General features: G+C 60.5%; 14 protein-coding genes. 13 read left to right on the top strand and 1 reads right to left on the bottom strand.

The features are described from left to right. Positions 1–11: 11 nt before the first annotated feature. The 5 genes from AC3QL2_RS19295 to AC3QL2_RS19315 all read left to right on the top strand — a co-directional run bounded on the left by AC3QL2_RS19295 (position 12) and on the right by AC3QL2_RS19315 (position 8128). Positions 12–2585: a PAS domain-containing hybrid sensor histidine kinase/response regulator gene (locus tag AC3QL2_RS19295; protein WP_493233096.1), complete on the top strand. Its 2574-nt coding sequence runs from the start codon at positions 12–14 to the stop codon at positions 2583–2585. Positions 2586–2743: 158 nt separating this feature from the next. After that, a complete protein-coding gene (carA, locus tag AC3QL2_RS19300; protein WP_493233095.1) occupies positions 2744–3886 on the top strand; it encodes a glutamine-hydrolyzing carbamoyl-phosphate synthase small subunit in 1143 nt (380 codons plus the stop codon). A 71-nt stretch (positions 3887–3957) separates the two neighbouring features. Then, positions 3958–7182: a carbamoyl-phosphate synthase large subunit gene (gene carB, locus AC3QL2_RS19305; RefSeq protein WP_493233094.1), complete on the top strand. Its 3225-nt coding sequence runs from the start codon at positions 3958–3960 to the stop codon at positions 7180–7182. Continuing rightward, positions 7179–7655: a transcription elongation factor GreA gene (greA, locus tag AC3QL2_RS19310; protein WP_493233093.1), complete on the top strand. Its 477-nt coding sequence runs from the start codon at positions 7179–7181 to the stop codon at positions 7653–7655. Before carB ends, greA begins: the two co-directional genes overlap by 4 nt. A gap of 11 nt (positions 7656–7666) precedes the next feature. Further along, complete coding sequence (locus AC3QL2_RS19315; protein ID WP_493233092.1) at positions 7667–8128, top strand: DUF4149 domain-containing protein; 462 nt, start codon at positions 7667–7669, stop codon at positions 8126–8128. A 10-nt stretch (positions 8129–8138) separates the two neighbouring features. On the opposite strand, the gene yhbY is transcribed toward AC3QL2_RS19315, so the two are convergent. After that, positions 8139–8594, bottom strand: a complete 456-nt coding sequence (yhbY, locus tag AC3QL2_RS19320) for a ribosome assembly RNA-binding protein YhbY (protein WP_493233091.1) — start codon at positions 8592–8594, stop codon at positions 8139–8141. Positions 8595–8632: 38 nt separating this feature from the next. Here yhbY and AC3QL2_RS19325 point away from each other — a divergent pair, with 38 nt between their 5' ends. The 8 genes from AC3QL2_RS19325 to pstB all read left to right on the top strand — a co-directional run bounded on the left by AC3QL2_RS19325 (position 8633) and on the right by pstB (position 17582). Next, the gene (locus AC3QL2_RS19325; protein ID WP_493233090.1) at positions 8633–9253 is read left to right on the top strand and encodes an RlmE family RNA methyltransferase; all 621 of its coding nucleotides are present in this window, start codon (positions 8633–8635) and stop codon (positions 9251–9253) included. Between the two features lie 112 nt (positions 9254–9365). Next, positions 9366–11258 carry an ATP-dependent zinc metalloprotease FtsH gene (ftsH, locus tag AC3QL2_RS19330; RefSeq protein ID WP_493233089.1) on the top strand — a complete coding sequence of 631 codons (1893 nt, stop codon included), beginning with the start codon at positions 9366–9368 and terminating at the stop codon, positions 11256–11258. 128 nt (positions 11259–11386) lie between these two features. Beyond that, complete coding sequence (gene folP / locus AC3QL2_RS19335) at positions 11387–12151, top strand: dihydropteroate synthase (RefSeq protein WP_493233088.1); 765 nt, start codon at positions 11387–11389, stop codon at positions 12149–12151. A gap of 66 nt (positions 12152–12217) precedes the next feature. Further along, complete coding sequence (glmM, locus tag AC3QL2_RS19340) at positions 12218–13570, top strand: phosphoglucosamine mutase (RefSeq protein WP_493233087.1); 1353 nt, start codon at positions 12218–12220, stop codon at positions 13568–13570. Between the two features lie 146 nt (positions 13571–13716). Then, positions 13717–14754, top strand: coding sequence for a phosphate ABC transporter substrate-binding protein PstS (pstS, locus tag AC3QL2_RS19345; RefSeq protein WP_493233086.1), 1038 nt, complete (start codon positions 13717–13719; stop codon positions 14752–14754). Positions 14755–14840: 86 nt separating this feature from the next. After that, the gene (pstC, locus tag AC3QL2_RS19350) at positions 14841–15887 is read left to right on the top strand and encodes a phosphate ABC transporter permease subunit PstC (RefSeq protein WP_493233085.1); all 1047 of its coding nucleotides are present in this window, start codon (positions 14841–14843) and stop codon (positions 15885–15887) included. Continuing rightward, the gene (pstA, locus tag AC3QL2_RS19355) at positions 15887–16732 is read left to right on the top strand and encodes a phosphate ABC transporter permease PstA (protein ID WP_493233084.1); all 846 of its coding nucleotides are present in this window, start codon (positions 15887–15889) and stop codon (positions 16730–16732) included. Before pstC ends, pstA begins: the two co-directional genes overlap by 1 nt. A 10-nt stretch (positions 16733–16742) precedes the next feature. After that, the gene (gene pstB / locus AC3QL2_RS19360) at positions 16743–17582 is read left to right on the top strand and encodes a phosphate ABC transporter ATP-binding protein PstB (protein ID WP_493233083.1); all 840 of its coding nucleotides are present in this window, start codon (positions 16743–16745) and stop codon (positions 17580–17582) included. Positions 17583–17634: the final 52 nt, after the last annotated feature.

A 17634-nucleotide genomic window follows, 5' to 3' on the forward strand; every position in this document is an offset into this window, starting at 1 on the left:
AGGCCGTCGATTTGACCGATCCAGCGATCAACCCCAGTCTTGCCGATGCCGAACTTGGGCAGGCGCTGAGGGCTTTTGTGGTTGCCGGGGCTGCGGCGGGGGCGATCGGGCCAGTGGGTGATGCCCTGCATGCGCCGGCGGGGAAAATCCTGGAGGCCTTGCAGGGGGTGCTGCTGTCCCGGGAGGCCGCGAAGCGGGAGGCGCATGATGCGCGGGAGCGGCTCGGGCTCGCCATGCAGAATACTGAGGCCGGCCTGTGGGATTGGGACCTTCTCGGCGGCACGTTGGTCATGGACGCGCACTGGCAGAAAATGCTGGGTTATGGCGTCGAGGAGCTGTCCAGCGATTTTTCCTCGTGGATGCCGCTGCTGCATGCGGACGACCAGGAGTTGCTGCATCACCACGTGGTGGCGCACCTGCGCGGAGAGCTGGATTGCTTCGAGGCGCAGTTCCGGATCCTCGACAAAACCTCCGCGTGGCGATGGATTCTCGTCAAGGGGCGGGCGAGTGGTCGCGGCAGCGACGGTCGTTGGCTTCGCATGATGGGGATATACCGTGACATCACCCGCGCCAAGAGTGCCGAGCTTGAGCTATTGCACGCCAAGGAGCAGGCAGAGGCGGCGAATCGGGCCAAGAGTGATTTCCTGGCCAACATGAGCCATGAGATCCGCACGCCGATGAACGGCATCATCGGAATGACGGAGCTGGTGCTCGATACGCGGCTTGATGACGAGCAGCGGGAGTATCTGAATACCGTCAAGAGTTCGGCGGATTCCCTGTTGCACATCATCAATGATGTGCTGGATTTTTCAAAGATCGAGGCCGGGTGGTTGAATCTCGAGCAGGTTGAGTTCTCCTTGCCCGGTCTGCTCGGCGACACCATGAAGTCCCTTGCGCTGCGGGCCTACCAGAAGGGCATCGAGTGCTTCTATTACGTGGGGCCCGAGGTTCCTGCGGTGTTGATCGGGGATCCCACCCGCTTGCGCCAGGTGCTGACCAATCTTGTCGGGAATGCCATCAAATTCACCGATAAGGGGGAGGTTGAGGTCGTCGTTCGGGCCCGGCTGCTGGAGGATCGCGGTGCGCTCCTCGATGTCGGTGTGCGGGATTCCGGGATCGGCATTGCCGAAGACAAGCACGACGCGATTTTTGGCGCCTTTTCCCAGGCTGACGAGTCGACGACCCGGAAATATGGTGGAACCGGGTTGGGGCTGGCGATCTGCAAGCGGATCGTCGAGCTGATGGGGGGTGTGATCAGCGTATCGAGCGAGCTCGGCAAGGGCAGCACTTTCAGCTTCTCGGTGCACGTTGACGTGGCCGCGCAGCCGCTGGCCGAGCGGCCTGCCTTTGGTGCGCGACGGGTTCTGGTGGCGGCCGGAAATCAGGCGCTGCGCCGCTGTGTCGGTGCGCAGCTCAGGTCTCTGGGGCTGGATGTCCGTGAGGTGGCAGATGGCGAGGCGCTTCTTGCTCAGCTGCAGGCGGCACAGGTGGGGAATGCGCCGTATGACTGGCTGCTGATGGATGCGGCGATGCCGGCGCCGGGCGGCTATGCGTTGGCTGAACGGCTGATCAAGGGGTGGCCGCGCCTCGATCGCCTGGTCATGATGCTCGATGGCAACGCGCAGCGTGGTGATTCAGCAAAGTGTGAGCACTTCAAGATCGGCGCCCGTCTGATCAAGCCTTTTTCCGAACTAGATCTGATTGATGCGCTACGCCTGTCGTTGCAGGGGGGCGTGGTGGAGGAAGAGCGTTTCCTCGTCGATGAGCTTCCGGTGGCGCCGCTGTCGGTCGCGCCTCTCGGGCGTGCGTACGGCATCCTGTTGGTCGAGGATAACCCGGTCAATCAGACCGTAGCCGTCAAGATGCTGGAGAAGGCGGGGCACTCGATCACGCTGGCATCGAACGGCAAGGAGGCCGTCGATTGTTTCGACGCGGGGCGCTTCGACCTGATCCTGATGGATGTCCAGATGCCGGTCATGGGGGGCTTTGAGGCGACGCAGGCCATCCGGGCGCGAGAGGCCAGGCGCAGCTGGGCGGCGGGAGGTCACTGGAAGTTCACGCCGATTATCGCCATGACGGCGCATGCAATGCAGGGTGATCGTGATCGCTGTCTGATGGCTGGCATGGACGACTATATTGCCAAGCCCATCAAGCCGGCCGAGCTTTTTGCGGCGATCGGGCGCGTCATGGGGGGAGAGCGGGGGGATGAGGAGGGTGAGTCCTGTATCGACCTTGGGGTTGGGAGCGATGTGGCAGACCTGGCCGCCACGCTGGAGCTGCTCGATGGGGATGAGTCTGCCTTGCAGCAGTTGATCACCCTTTTCTTCAATGATCTGGAGCGCAATCGCAAGGCGTTGGAGCAGGCCCAGCGGGCCGATGATTTTGCGGGGATCCGTACTCTGGCCCATTCGATCAAGGGCTCGGCAGGGGTGTTCAACGCCGAGCTTGTCGTGGCCGTTGCACAGCGGCTGGAGGTGGCGGGCAAGAATGAAGACGGGGCTGCCGTGCGCCGTGACTTGCCGGAGCTTCTCGAGGCGCTCGGTCGCCTCGCGGGCGTGTTGCGCCGGGCGCGGAAGGTGACATAGTTTGTCAGTATTCTTACAGTCGGATTTGCCGGGAGAAGTGGCTTCGGGCTATAATTAGAAAGTTTCTTACGGGATGGCCTTCAGGGCGATCCCGTTTTTCATGTGTAGCCTGGCTATGCATGTAAGTCGTTCAATCACAAGATTTCGAGGAGTTCGCCGTGTCAGCTTTCCCGCCCGCCATTCTTGTTCTTGCCGACGGGACGGTGTTCTACGGCAAAGGCATCGGGGCCATTGGTGCAACGGTCGGCGAGGTAGTGTTCAACACTTCCATGTCCGGCTATCAGGAAATCCTCACCGACCCGAGCTACTGTCGCCAGATCGTCACGCTCACCTATCCGCACATCGGAAACACCGGTATCAATCGGGAAGACAATGAAGCCGCCAAGGTTTTTGCTTCCGGCCTGGTGATCCGTGATTTGCCGTTGGTGGCGTCCAACTGGCGTAGTGAGCAATCGCTGGATGCCTATCTCAAGGCTGAGAACATCGTCGCGATCGCCGGTATCGATACCCGTAAGCTCACGCGTATCCTGCGTGAGAAGGGGGCCCAGAGCGGCTGTATCGTCACGGCGGCAACGGCTGCCGAACTGAACGTGGAGGCCGCGCTGGCACAGGCCCGGGCTTTTCCCGGGCTCGCCGGCATGGATCTCGCCAAGGTTGTGTCCGCCACTGAATCCTATCCGTGGGCGGAAGGCGAATGGCGCCTCGACGCAGGTTACGTGGTCCAGGAAAATCCGCGTTTCCACGTGGTGGCCTACGACTATGGCGTCAAGCGCAACATCCTGCGCATGCTGGCCGAGCGCGGCTGCCGCCTGACGGTGGTGCCGGCCCAGACCCCTGCTGCGGAAGTGCTGGCCCTCAATCCCGACGGCGTCTTCCTGTCCAACGGGCCTGGCGATCCGGAGCCCTGTGATTACGCCATCGAGGCGATTCAGCAGGTGCTTGCGAAGGGTATCCCGACCTTCGGCATCTGCCTGGGGCACCAGCTGCTCGCGCTGGCGTCCGGTGCCAAGACCATGAAGATGAAGTTCGGCCACCACGGCGCGAACCATCCGGTAAAGGATCTTGATTCCGGCCAGGTGCTGATCACCAGCCAGAACCATGGTTTTGCCGCCGACGTTGCAACGCTGCCAGCCAACGTGCGGGTGACCCACGTGTCGTTGTTCGATGGCAGCCTGCAGGGCCTGGCGCGTACCGATGTGCCGGCCTTCTCCTTCCAGGGACACCCGGAGGCGAGCCCCGGTCCGCACGACGTGGCCTACCTGTTTGACCGATTCATTGCGCTGATGGAGGCGAGGAGCTGAAGCCGATCGTCACGGTGGTGCGCCGCGACGCACCAGTTTTCGATCAACCGCTTTCCAGTCTCTGAAGAACCATGCCCAAACGTACAGACATCAAGACCATTCTCATCATCGGCGCCGGCCCGATCATCATCGGCCAGGCCTGTGAATTCGACTACTCTGGCGCCCAGGCCTGCAAGGCCCTGCGTGAAGAGGGTTACAAGGTCGTGTTGGTCAATTCCAACCCAGCCACCATCATGACGGATCCGGAAACGGCCGACGTCACCTACATTGAGCCGATCACTTGGCAGGTCGTCGAGCGCATCATCGAGAAAGAGCGGCCGGATGCCGTGCTGCCCACCATGGGCGGCCAGACCGCGCTCAACTGCGCGCTCGATCTCGCACGCAACGGCGTGCTCGAGAAGTTCGGCGTCGAGCTGATCGGTGCCAAGGAAGGGGCCATCGACAAGGCCGAGGACCGCATGAAGTTCAAGGATGCCATGACCAAGATTGGTCTTGGCTCTGCGCGTTCCGGCGTTGCCCACAGCATGGACGAGGCCCTGCAGGTGCAGGCCGACATCGGCTTCCCGGTCATCATCCGCCCGTCCTTCACCCTGGGTGGCACCGGCGGCGGCATCGCCTATAACCCGGAAGAGTTTGCGGAAATCTGCAAGCGTGGCCTGGAAGCGTCGCCGACCAACGAGCTGCTGATCGAAGAGTCGCTGATCGGCTGGAAGGAATACGAGATGGAGGTGGTCCGTGATACCGCGGACAACTGCATCATCGTCTGTTCCATCGAGAACCTCGATCCGATGGGGGTGCACACTGGTGACTCCATCACTGTGGCGCCGTCCCAGACGCTGACCGACAAGGAATACCAGATCCTGCGCAACGCCTCCATCGCGGTGCTGCGTGAGATCGGCGTGGATACCGGCGGTTCCAACGTGCAGTTCGCGATCAATCCGAAGGATGGTCGCATGATCGTCATCGAGATGAACCCGCGCGTGTCCCGTTCCTCCGCACTGGCTTCCAAGGCGACTGGCTTCCCGATCGCCAAGGTGGCGGCCAAGCTCGCCGTCGGCTTCACTCTTGATGAGCTGAGGAACGACATCACCGGCGGCGCGACGCCGGCGTCCTTCGAGCCGTCCATCGACTACGTGGTCACCAAGATCCCGCGTTTCGCCTTCGAGAAGTTCCCGCTGGCCAACGATCGCCTGACCACCCAGATGAAGTCCGTGGGTGAGGTGATGGCCATGGGCCGCACCTTCCAGGAGTCCTTCCAGAAGGCCTTGCGCGGTCTCGAAACCGGTGCCTACGGCCTGGACGAAGTTGAAGCCGACCAGGACGATCTCGAGCGCGAACTCAGCGAACCGGGTTCCCAGCGTATCTGGTACGTGGGCCAGGCCTTCCGCGAAGGCATGACCCTCGAGCAGGTGCATGCGCTGACTCGCATCGATCCGTGGTTCCTGATCCAGATCGAAGACATCATCAAGACCGAGAAGTCCCTGGTGGGCCGCTCCCTCAAGGGCATCAACGCGGCCGAGCTGCGCGAACTGAAGCGCAAGGGTTTTGCCGACCGTCGCCTGGCTAAGCTGCTGGCCACGGACGAAACCTCCGTGCGTCTGCATCGTCACGCCGCCGGCGTGCGTCCGGTGTTCAAGCGCGTGGATACCTGCGCAGCCGAATTCGCCACGTCCACCGCGTATCTGTACTCGTCCTACGAGGATGAGTGCGAGGCGCTGCCGACCAGCAACAAGAAGATCATGGTGCTGGGCGGTGGTCCGAACCGGATTGGCCAGGGCATCGAGTTCGACTACTGCTGCGTGCATGCGGCAATGGCCATGCGCGAAGACGGGTACGAGACCATCATGGTCAACTGCAACCCGGAAACCGTGTCCACCGACTATGACACCTCGGATCGCCTGTACTTCGAACCGCTGACCCTCGAGGACATCCTCGAGATCGTCGCTGTCGAGAAGCCCGTTGGTGTGATCGTTCAGTTCGGCGGTCAGACCCCACTGAAGCGTGCCCGTGAGCTCGAAGCCAACGGCGTGCCCATCATCGGCACCAGCCCTGACATGATCGATGCGGCCGAAGACCGCGAGCGCTTCCAGAAGCTGCTGTTCGAACTGGGCCTGAAGCAGCCTCCCAACCGCACCGCCCGTACGCCGGAAGACGCCGTGCGCCTGGCGGCCGAGATCGGCTACCCGCTGGTGGTCCGCCCGTCCTACGTGCTGGGTGGCCGGGCGATGGAAATCGTCCATGAGCAGAAGGATCTCGAGCGCTACATGCGTGAGGCCGTCAAGGTCTCCAACGATTCCCCGGTGCTGCTCGATCGCTTCCTGAACGACGCGACTGAAGTGGACGTGGATGCCTTGTCCGACGGCAAGCGCGTCATGATCGGCGGCATCATGGAGCACATCGAGCAGGCTGGCGTCCACTCGGGTGACTCCGCCTGCTCCCTGCCGCCTTACACGCTGTCGCAGAAGTTGCAGGATGAACTGCGTCGCCAGACGGAATCGATGGCCCGTGCGCTGAACGTGTGCGGCCTGATGAACGTCCAGTTCGCGATCCAGGGCGAGGGCGATGACGCGGTGGTTTACGTGCTTGAGGTGAACCCCCGCGCATCCCGGACTGTTCCGTTCGTCTCCAAGGCTTGTGGCCTGCCGCTGGCGAAGATTGCAGCGCGCTGCATGGCCGGCCGCAGCCTCGACGATCAGGGCGTTGTTGGTGAAGTCGTGCCGCCGTACTACTCCGTGAAGGAAGCCGTGTTTCCCTTCGTCAAGTTCCCGGGTGTCGATACCATCCTTGGGCCCGAGATGAAGTCCACTGGCGAGGTCATGGGTGTCGGCCGTACGTTTGCTGAAGCCTTCGTGAAGAGCCAGCTCGGTGCCGGCGTGCGTTTGCCCACTTCGGGTAAAGCCTTCATCAGCGTCAAGCACACCGACCGTCCGAAGGCCGTTGAGGTTGCGCGTGAGCTGATCGAACTGGGCTTCTCCGTGGTCGCTACCCGCGGTACCGCCGCGGCGATTTCGGCTGTCGGCTTGCCCGTGTCCGCGGTGAACAAGGTGAACGAAGGCCGTCCGCACATTGTGGACATGATCAAGAACAACGAGATCAGCCTTGTCATCAACACCGTTGAGGAAAAGCGCCAGGCGGTGACGGACTCCCGTTCGATCCGTACCAGTGCGCTGGCGGCGAAGGTCACCATCTACACGACGATCGAAGGTGCGCGTGCTGCCTGCATGGGTATGCGCCATCTGGTGGGGCTCGAGGCTTATTCCCTGCAGGACCTCCATGGCGAGCTGGTGAAGGCATGAACAAGGTACCGCTGACCGTTGCTGGCGCAGAGCAGCTGCGCCAGGAGCTGCATCGCCTGAAGACCGTCGATCGTCCGGACGTTATTGCGGCGATTGCCGAGGCGCGTTCCCATGGCGACCTTTCCGAAAACGCCGAGTACGACGCGGCGAAGGAGCGGCAAGGCTTCATTGAGGGGCGTATCCGGGAGGTGGAGGGGAAGATCTCCAACGCCCAGATCATCGACCCCAAGCTGCTCGATGCGGATGGGCGCTGCGTCTTTGGTGCCACGGTGGAGCTCGAGGACCTGGATAACGGTGAATCGGTGACCTACCAGATCGTCGGCGACGACGAGGCCGACATCAAGGCGGGCAAGATCGCGATCAGCTCTCCCATCGCTCGTGCCTTGATCGGCAAGTTTGCAGGCGACGTTGCCGAGGTGCAGGCACCCGGCGGCGTGCGTGAGCTTGAACTGATCGACGTCCGTTACGAGTAAGTCTCGAGCCCATGCCCCGATTTGCTGAATACGTCTACAGCACCCTGATCACCCTGTGGGTTGGGGCGCTGTGGGCGATCGGCTACCTTGCCGCGCCCACGCTGTTCCGGTTGCTCGACGACCGCATGCTTGCCGGGCGATTGGCTGGGGAAATGTTCACCTACGTTGCATGGCTGGGTCTTGCTTCAGCCGCCTATCTGCTGGTGTTCGTGGCGCTCCGCAAGAATGGTGCGGCCTTCAAGAGCAGCGTGTTCTGGGTGGTTTTCCTGATGCTGCTGCTGACTGTGGCCGGCCATTTCGGGATCCAGCCGATCCTGGCGCAGCTGAAGGAGGATTCCTTGCCGCGCGAGGTCATGGAAAGCGCCTTGCGCAGCCGGTTCATGGCTTGGCATGGCGTTTCCAGTGTCGTCTATCTGGTGGAAAGTCTGCTTGGCCTGCTGTTGGTGGCCTGGCAGGACAAGGGTTTGCGCTGATAGACGCCGCTCAGGAGTCGTCAGATTGGCGGCGCGGACCTTTGCCGGGAGCTGCGAACCAGTAATCCTTCTTGGCGCCCGCCTTCTTCTTCAAGGAGGCGATGCCCCGGTGGGACGACAGCGCCTTGGCAGACTTTGCCTTGGCCAGCGGCTTCTTCGGACGATCGGCGGCAGGAGCCCGGGTGGTTTCCTGTTCGCGCTTTTCCCGCCATACGATCAGCGTCTTGCCGATGTGTTGAACTGCAGCGGCGCCGAGTTCGGTGCAGATGCTGGCGAGGATGGATTCCCGAAGACTGCGATCGTCACCGTAGACGCGGACCTTGATGAGTTCGTGAGCCTGCAGGGCGTGATCGATCTCCTTGAGCACGGCAGGTGTCAGGCCATTGCCGGCGACACTGACCACGGGGTTAAGGTGGTGGGCTTGCGCGCGGAACGCGCGGCGCTGCGCGGGCGAAAGTTCAATCATTTTGCAACTCATTGAAAAAAGGGCGTAATTGTACCGCGATGAAGCGTACCAAGACCAGTAAATCGTGGATGACGGAGCATGTTAATGATCCGTTCGTGCAGCGCGCCAAGGCTGAGGGCTGGCGCGCCCGGGCGGCGTACAAGCTCATGGAGATCGACGAAAAGGACAAGTTGATCCGCCCTGGCATGGTGGTCGTCGACCTGGGGGCTGCCCCGGGTTCCTGGAGCCAGGTTGCCATTGGGCGGGTAGGGGCGCAGGGCCGGGTTTTTGCCCTTGATCTGCTGCCGATCGAGCCCATCAACGGGGTCGAATTCATGCAGGGCGACTTCCACGATGAGGAGTTCGTGGCCCGCTTCGAGGCGCAACTGGAGGGACGGGGCGTTGACCTCGTGATGTCGGATATCGCACCGAACATTTCGGGTATCCCTACCAGCGACCAGGCCCGTTCGATTCATCTGGCCGAACTGGCCCTGGAGTTTGCATATCAGCACTTGAATCCGGGCGGGAAGTTCCTGGTCAAGGTGTTCCAGGGGCAGGGCTTCGATGAGTTCCGCAAAGAGGTGGAGCGGGTCTTCAAGTCGGTCGTCGTGCGCAAGCCCCAGGCCTCCCGCGGACGTAGCTCCGAGGTGTACCTGCTGGGCTTCGGACTGCGAACATAGTGTGGAAGGCCATTGATTCAAGCTATGGCCACGATCATTTGATCCTGCGAACGATCAGACATAGAATCAGTCCACTAGGCTGTGGCCCCTGTTGGGCTTTCAAGGAATCGTTTTGAACAATCTATTCAAGAATCTTGCGATCTGGCTGGTGATAGGCGTCGTTCTGATGACGGTCTTCAACCAGGTCAACAATCGTCAGACGGCCCAGAACTCGATCGAGTACTCCCAGTTCATGGAGGACGCGAAGCAGGGCAAGATCGCCAAGGCGGTTGTGGACGGGCGGACGGTTCGGGCCACGACCCAGGACGGTCGTCAGATCACTGTTTACACGCCTGGCGTGCAGGATATCTGGATGGTCGGCGATCTGATGCGCTATGGCGTCAAGGTTACTGCCACGAAGCCGGAAGAGGAGCAGTCCTTCCTCATGAACATCTTCGTGTCCTGGTTCCCGATGATCCTGCTGATCGGCGTGTGGGTGTTCTTCATGCGCCAGATGCAGGGGGGCGGGCGCGGTGGTGCGTTCTCCTTTGGCAAGTCCAAGGCCAAGATGCTCGACGAGACCGCCAATACGGTGACCTTTGCCGACGTTGCCGGTTGCGACGAGGCAAAGGAGGAGGTCGGTGAGCTCGTCGAGTTCCTGCGCGATCCATCCAAGTTCCAGAAGCTGGGCGGCCACATTCCCAAGGGCGTGCTGATGGTCGGCTCGCCGGGTACCGGCAAGACCTTGCTGGCAAAGGCGATCGCTGGTGAGGCGAAGGTTCCGTTCTTCTCGATCTCCGGTTCGGATTTCGTCGAAATGTTCGTCGGTGTCGGTGCGGCGCGCGTGCGTGACATGTTTGAGCAGGCCAAGAAGCAGGCCCCGTGCATCATCTTCATCGACGAAATCGATGCGGTGGGCCGGCAGCGTGGCGCCGGCCTCGGCGGTGGCAATGACGAGCGTGAGCAGACCCTGAACCAGTTGCTGGTTGAGATGGATGGCTTCGAGGGTGTTTCGGGGGTGATCGTGATCGCTGCGACCAACCGTCCCGATGTCCTTGATCCCGCCTTGCTGCGTCCGGGCCGTTTTGACCGCCAGGTGGTTGTGCCGCTGCCCGATATCCGTGGGCGTGAGCAGATCCTGCGCGTTCATATGCGTAAGGTTCCCATTGCACCGGACGTCGATGCGCTGATCCTGGCCCGTGGTTGCCCGGGTTTCGCTGGTGCTGACTTGGCCAACCTGGTCAATGAAGCCGCCCTTTTTGCTGCGCGGGGCAACAAGCGTCTCGTGGATATGGAGGATTTCGAGCGCGCCAAGGACAAGATCATGATGGGGGCCGAGCGCCGCTCCATGGTCATGCCCGAGGAGGAGCGCCGCAATACCGCCTACCATGAATCCGGGCACGCGATCGTCGCAAAGTGCCTGACCAAGACGGACCCGGTGCACAAGGTTACGATCATTCCGCGTGGGCGCGCTCTTGGCGTGACCATGCAGTTGCCGGAGCAGGATCGCTACAGCCAGGATCGTGAACGCCTGCTGCAGACGATCGCCGTTCTCTTCGGCGGGCGGATTGCCGAAGAGATCTTCATGAACCAGATGACAACGGGCGCGTCAAACGATTTTCAGCGTGCCACCGACCTGGCTCGCCGCATGGTGACCCAGTGGGGGATGTCGGACAACCTCGGTCCGATGGTTTATGGCGAGGAAGAAGGTGAAGTGTTCCTCGGCCGCTCGGTTACGACCCACAAGAACATGTCCGAGGCGACCTTGCAGAAGGTGGACGCGGAGATCCGGAGGATTCTGGATCAGCAGTACGCCTTGGCACGTCGCCTGATCGAGGAAAACCGGGACAAGGCCGAGGCGATGACGGCCGCGCTGCTGGAGATGGAAACCATCGATGCGGACCAGATCGATGACATCATGGCCGGGCGGACTCCACGGCCGCCCAAGCCTTCGTCCCAGCTCCCCAAGCGTCCGAGCGATGACAATACGGGGGCTGCGCCGACGGCACCTGCGCCTGCGGCTTGAGTCTCAGATTCCTGCATTGATTTACGGGCCGGCTCCTGGGGGAGCCGGCCCTTTCATTTAAAGATCACCTTATGTCTTCAGTTCTCGCATGTGGCCGCTTTCAGCTGGATCTTGGTAGGCCCAAGATCATGGCGATCATCAACGTGACCCCGGATTCCTTTTCGGGGCCGGGTTACTTGAGTCGGGATGCCGCGCTGCGGGCGGCGGAGCAAGCCATTGCTGATGGCGCGGAAATCCTGGATGTCGGTGGTGAGTCTTCGCGCCCCGGAGCGCAAGCTGTCTCCGAGCAAGAGGAGCTCGACCGGGTCATTCCTGTCGTGGAGGTATTGGTGTCCCTCAACATCCCGATATCCGTGGATACGGTGAAGCCGGTTGTAATGCGCGAGTCGATTCGCGCAGGGGCGGATATGATCAACGATATCGCTGCGTTCAGGATCCCTGGTGCGATCGAGGCTGTAAAGGATAGTAGTGCGGCCCTGTGTGTGATGCATATGCAGGGAGAGCCGGGCACAATGCAGATTGCGCCGACTTATGGCGATGTCCTCGTCGATGTAGAGCGTTTTTTAGCTGAGCGGCTAGATGTGTTGCAGGACGCTGGTGTGGCTGAAGAGCGTATCGTGCTTGATCCGGGCTTTGGCTTCGGTAAGACGCTTGACCACAATCTGGCCTTGCTCAAGGGGTTGGCTGGTTTTAGTGGCGGACGTCTGCCGGTGCTCGTCGGCATGTCACGCAAGACCATGCTTGGGGAGATCAGCGGCCGGCCGGTAGGAGATAGGGTGGTTGTTGGCGCGGCGGCCGCTTTTGTGGCCGTGCAGAATGGTGCTCGAATCGTGCGGACCCATGATGTGGGAGCGACGCGCGATGTGTTGAGGCTTTGGGAGAGGCTTGCCTGACGCTGTTTGCTGGCAAGAGCAATGACGAGATCCGTGTCCGAGTGGCACCGCAGAAGTGGGGGAAAGATGTCTCGACGTTATTTTGGAACCGATGGCGTGCGTGGCCGCGTGGGCGAGCCGCCGATTACGCCGGATTTCTGTTTGCGGCTTGGTTATGCTGCTGGCAAGACGCTGGTGGCGCACGAGGCGTTGCGCCAGGGAGAGCGTCCCGCCGTGATCATCGGCAAGGACACGCGTATTTCTGGGTACATGCTGGAGTCGGCCCTGGAAGCCGGTTTTTCCGCGGCAGGTGTGGATGTCTATCTGGCGGGGCCGCTGCCGACCCCAGCAATTGCTTACCTGACGCGTGCGCTGCGCCTGCAGGTTGGTGTGGTGATTTCGGCGTCTCATAATCCTTTCGAGGATAACGGGATCAAGTTCTTCAGTGCCGCAGGTACCAAGCTGCCGGATGCTGTGGAGCTTGAGATAGAGGCCCGTCTTGATGAGCCCATGGGGTGTGAGCCGTCTGCCGCATTGGGTAAGGCGCGTCGCATCGATGATGCCCGGGGGCGTTACGTCGAGTTCTGCAAGAACACCTTCCCCAATGAACTGGATCTGCGGGGCTTCAAGATCGCCCTGGATTGCGCGCATGGCGCCGCCTACATGGTGGCGCCGAAGGTCTTTCACGAACTGGGGGCTGAAACTGTATTGGTTGGCGTCGAGCCCAACGGTACGAACATCAATGATGGCGTGGGCGCGACTGTGCCGGCCAGCATTCGCGACGCTGTTCTGAAGAGCGGGGCTGATGTTGGCATCTCGCTCGATGGCGACGGTGACCGCATTGTGATGGCTGATGCTGAGGGCAATATCTATGATGGCGATAAGCTCTTGTACGTCATCGCGAAGGCCGCGTGTCTGTCGGGCGTCCGTGGGGGCGTGGTAGGTACCTTGATGAGCAACCTGGGCTTCGAGCATGCCATCGGCCGCCTGGGGCTGCCATTCACGCGGGCGAAGGTTGGGGACCGATACGTGCTTGAGCTCATGCATCAAAAAGGGTGGCGCCTTGGGGGCGAGAACTCGGGGCACATCATCTGTCTGGATAGGCATACGACTGGGGACGGCATCATTGCCGGGCTCCAGGTCCTTGCGGCGCTTCGTCAGCAGGGGGTGTCACTGAAGGAAATGTGTGCGGATCTGGTGTTCTATCCTCAGAGGCTGGTCAATGTGCGCATCAAGCAGGGCTTCGTGTGGTCCGATTGCACGGAGATCAAGGCTGCGGTCGATGCGGCCACGGAGGCGCTTGGGACTCAGGGGAGGGTGCTCTTGCGCCCCTCTGGAACCGAGCCACTACTGCGGGTCATGGTCGAGGGGCGCGATGCTGCGACTGTAGATCGGATCGCCAGCGGACTGGCAGAAGTGGTGCGCGCTGCGGCAATGTGACATGTTGCATCGCAACATGTCACAAATCTGAAATTTTCCAATCGTAGAATTCAATCCGGCTCAAGAGCGCGTGTCGATGCTATTGGGTCGGTTGGTTAAATGTGTAACCGACTGTTTCGCAGTTCGTCTCTACGATGGAGAATTTCATGCAAGGTTTCGTTCGTGCCTGTTCGTTCGTTGTCGCTCTGGGGGGTGCCGCTGTCGTCCAGGCCGCCGATATCACCGGTGCTGGCGCCACCTTTCCGTACCCCATTTACTCCAAGTGGGCTGAGATCTACAAGGCCAAGACCAATGTCGGTCTGAACTATCAGTCCATCGGGTCCGGTGGTGGTATCAAGCAGATCAAGGCCAAGACGGTCGATTTCGGCGCGTCCGACATGCCGCTCAAGGCAGAAGAGCTTGAGAAAGATGGTTTGGTGCAGTTCCCCGCAGTGATTGGCGGCGTGGTTCCCGTTGTGAATCTGGATGGTGTCGCACCTGGCGCGATGAAGATGACCGGTGCCGTGCTTGCTGACATTTACCTCGGCAAGATCAAGAAGTGGAACGATCCGGCGATCGTTGCCCTGAACACGGGTGTGAAGTTGCCCGACGAGAACATCACCGTGGTCCGTCGTGCGGATGGCTCCGGCACGACCTTCCTCTTCACCAATTATCTGTCCAAGGTGAACGTGGAGTGGAAGGACAAGGTCGGTATGGGCACGGCTGTCCAGTGGCCTGAAGGTGTGGGCGGCAAGGGCAACGAAGGTGTGGCCTCTTACGTTCAGCGTATCAAGGGCGGTATCGGCTATGTTGAATACGCCTACGCCAAGAAGAACAAGATGATCCACCTGTCCCTCAAGAACAAGGCGGGTGAGTATGTTCAACCCGACGACCTGACCTTCCAGGCTGCTGCAGCTTATGCTGAATGGAACAAGGTTCCTGGCTTCGGCGAGATCCTGACCGAACAGCCCGGCAAGACCAGCTGGCCGATCACTGGCGCCAGTTTCGTGCTGATGCACAAGGTTCAGGCTGATGCTGCAAAGGGTGCCGAGGTCCTCAAGTTCTTCGACTGGGCATTCAAGAATGGCCAGAAGACGGCTGAGGATCTGGATTACGTGGCGCTGCCTGCCTCCCTCGTCAAGCAGATTGACGCGGCGTGGCGTTCGGGTCTGAAGGACGCTTCGGGTCACCCGGTCTGGAAGTAAGCAGTTCCAATTAGACCGGATGGATGAGCGGCCGAGTCGTTGCTCATCCATCCGTTTTGTTTGCTAGATTGAAACGGTAAGCTGCAATGTCTTCCCATAGCTCTGTGTTAGGCGCTGGTGGTACTACGGCTGGTGGCGCTCCTGGCCTTGCTGACGCCGCCTCCGGTGTGAAGCAACCCGAACCGCCAAAAGACCGGATGCGTGCCCAGCGTTTTCAGGACGCTTTGTTCTATCAGACGACGCGCTTCTTCGCGTTTTCCGTCCTTGCGATCCTTGTGGCGATTCTCGGTTCCCTGCTTTATGGCGCCTGGCCGGCTATCAAGGAATTCGGTTTCGGTTTTCCGTTTAGTGCTGAATGGAATCCGGTTACGGACAAGTTCGGTGGTCTCATTTCCGTATACGGAACGCTCAGTACGTCGGTTATTGCGCTTGTGGTTGCGATTCCCGTCAGTTTTGGGATTGCGGTCTTCCTGACCGAGCTGTGCCCTCCTGCGCTGCGTAGTCCCCTGGGTATTGCCGTAGAGCTGCTGGCCGCCGTGCCGAGCATCATTTATGGCATGTGGGGCCTGTTTATCTTCGCGCCGCTGTTCGCCGATTACGTGCAGCCTGCCCTGTCGGCGACGCTGGGTAATGTTCCTTTCCTGGGGACACTGTTCCAGGGGCCGAAGAATGGTATCGGCATTCTTTCCGCGGGTCTGATTCTGGCTGTGATGGTCATTCCTTTCATTGCATCCGTGATGCGCGATGTTTTTGAAGTGGTGCCGGGGATTCTCAAGGAGTCGGCTTATGGTCTGGGGGCGACGACGTGGGAGGTGGTCTGGAATGTCGTCCTGCCCTATACCCGTGTCGGTGTCATCGGTGGGGTCATGCTGGGTTTGGGGCGCGCGCTGGGTGAAACCATGGCGGTCACCTTCGTCATTGGCAATGCTCACCGCATCAGTCCGTCCCTGTACGAGGCGGGTAACAGTATTGCCTCGACCTTGGCCAATGAGTTTGCCGAAGCGGCGTCTGATCTGCACGTGGCGTCTCTGATTGCTCTGGGCCTCATTCTGTTCTTCGTGACCTTCGTCGTGCTCGCACTCTCCAAGCTGCTGCTGATGCGCCTTGGTCGGATGGAAGGGGAGAAAACCTGATGATTGATTCGTCCGCTCTTTATCGCAAGCGCAAGCGCACCAATCAGCTTGCGTTGGTGATGTCGATCCTCGCTATGGGCATTGGTATGGGTTTCCTGGCCTGGATCCTGATCGTGCTGCTCTACAAGGGTGTGGGAGCCCTGAGCCTGAGCTTGTTTACGCTGCCGACTCCGGCGCCGGGCTCCGAAGGCGGGCTTTCCAATGCCATTCTCGGTAGCGCGATGATGGTTGGTTCTGCCACTTTCATTGCCACCCCGATCGGCATTCTTGCTGGCGTCTATCTGTCCGAATATGGGCGAAAAGGGTGGCTGGCGCCGGCAACCCGCTTCATCAATGACATCCTGCTGTCGGCGCCGTCGATTGTCATTGGTGTGTTTATCTACACCGTTTATGTGGCCCAGGTGCAGCACTTTTCCGGCTGGGCGGGGTCGCTTGCCCTGACCCTGATTGCAATTCCGGTTGTGGTGAGAACGACCGAGAACATGCTGAATCTGGTTCCGGCCAGCTTGCGCGAAGCTGCTGCTGCCTTGGGTGCTCCGCGCTGGAAAGTGGTCCTACATGTCGTTTTGCGTGCGGCAAAGGCCGGGGTGCTGACTGGTATCCTGCTGGCCCTTGCGCGGGTGAGTGGTGAGACGGCACCGCTGTTGTTTACCGCCCTCAATAACCAATTCACCAGCCTTGACCTCAATGGTCCGATGGCCAATCTGCCGGTCGTCATTTTCCAGTTTGCAATGAGCCCTTACGAGAACTGGAATTCCCTCGCTTGGGGCGGTGCGGTCATTATTACATTCGGCGTGCTGTGCCTGAATATTGTCGTTCGCACCCTGTTCCGCAAAAAGATCTAGGAAATTCATCATGCAATCTTCTGCAGTAACCAAGCGTGACATGTCCTTCTCGCAATTGCGGGGCGAACAGAAGTCTCAAGTGGTGGGGTCGGAGCAGACCCCGAAGATCCGTATCCGTAATCTCGACTTTTTCTACGGTTCCTTTCAGGGGCTGAAGCACATCAATCTCGATATCAACGAAGGTATGGTCACCGCTTTCATTGGTCCCTCGGGCTGTGGCAAGTCGACGCTGCTGCGTACGCTGAATCGGATGTACGACCTCTACCCGGGCCAGCGGGCAACCGGCGAGATTCTCCTGAACGGAAAGAATGTCCTCGATCAGGGGCAGGACGTGAATGCCCTGCGTGCCAAGGTCGGGATGGTTTTCCAGAAGCCGACCCCCTTCCCGATGTCGATCTACGAGAACATCGCGTTTGGCGTTCGCCTCTATGAAAGCCTGTCACGGGCCGACATGGACAATCGTGTCGAATGGGCTCTGCGCAAGGCCGCCTTGTGGGATGAAGTCAAGGGTAAGCTCAATCAGAGCGGTCTGTCCCTGTCCGGTGGCCAGCAGCAACGTCTGTGCATCGCGCGGGGCGTTGCGGTCAAGCCGGAAGTGCTTCTGCTCGACGAGCCGACGTCGGCGCTGGACCCCATCTCCACCGCCAAGGTTGAGGAGCTGGTGCATGAGCTGAAGAGTGAATACACCATCGCTATCGTGACGCACAACATGCAGCAGGCCGCCCGTGTATCGGACTACACGGCTTACATGTACCTGGGCGAGCTGGTTGAGTTCGGTCTGACCGATGAGATCTTCATCAAGCCCAAGCGCAAGGAAACCGAGGACTACATCACCGGCCGCTTCGGCTGATCGAGCTGTCTGGCAGGTTCAGTCTGGAGGCCGGCTCATGCCGGCCTTTTTG

Source organism: Zoogloea sp. GW822-FHT05C07 (assembly GCF_058800215.1).

Excerpts from the sequence above, each read along its gene's own strand:
- carB (WP_493233094.1), top strand. The coding sequence starts at position 3,958 with ATGCCCAAACGTACAGACATCAAGACCATTCTCATCATCGGCGCCGGC.
- greA (WP_493233093.1), top strand. The coding sequence starts at position 7,179 with ATGAACAAGGTACCGCTGACCGTTGCTGGCGCAGAGCAGCTGCGCCAG.
- AC3QL2_RS19315 (WP_493233092.1), top strand. The coding sequence starts at position 7,667 with ATGCCCCGATTTGCTGAATACGTCTACAGCACCCTGATCACCCTGTGG.
- yhbY (WP_493233091.1), bottom strand. The coding sequence starts at position 8,594 with ATGATTGAACTTTCGCCCGCGCAGCGCCGCGCGTTCCGCGCGCAAGCC.
- AC3QL2_RS19325 (WP_493233090.1), top strand. The coding sequence starts at position 8,633 with ATGAAGCGTACCAAGACCAGTAAATCGTGGATGACGGAGCATGTTAAT.
- folP (WP_493233088.1), top strand. The coding sequence starts at position 11,387 with ATGGCGATCATCAACGTGACCCCGGATTCCTTTTCGGGGCCGGGTTAC.
- glmM (WP_493233087.1), top strand. The coding sequence starts at position 12,218 with ATGTCTCGACGTTATTTTGGAACCGATGGCGTGCGTGGCCGCGTGGGC.
- pstS (WP_493233086.1), top strand. The coding sequence starts at position 13,717 with ATGCAAGGTTTCGTTCGTGCCTGTTCGTTCGTTGTCGCTCTGGGGGGT.
- pstC (WP_493233085.1), top strand. The coding sequence starts at position 14,841 with ATGTCTTCCCATAGCTCTGTGTTAGGCGCTGGTGGTACTACGGCTGGT.
- pstA (WP_493233084.1), top strand. The coding sequence starts at position 15,887 with ATGATTGATTCGTCCGCTCTTTATCGCAAGCGCAAGCGCACCAATCAG.
- pstB (WP_493233083.1), top strand. The coding sequence starts at position 16,743 with ATGCAATCTTCTGCAGTAACCAAGCGTGACATGTCCTTCTCGCAATTG.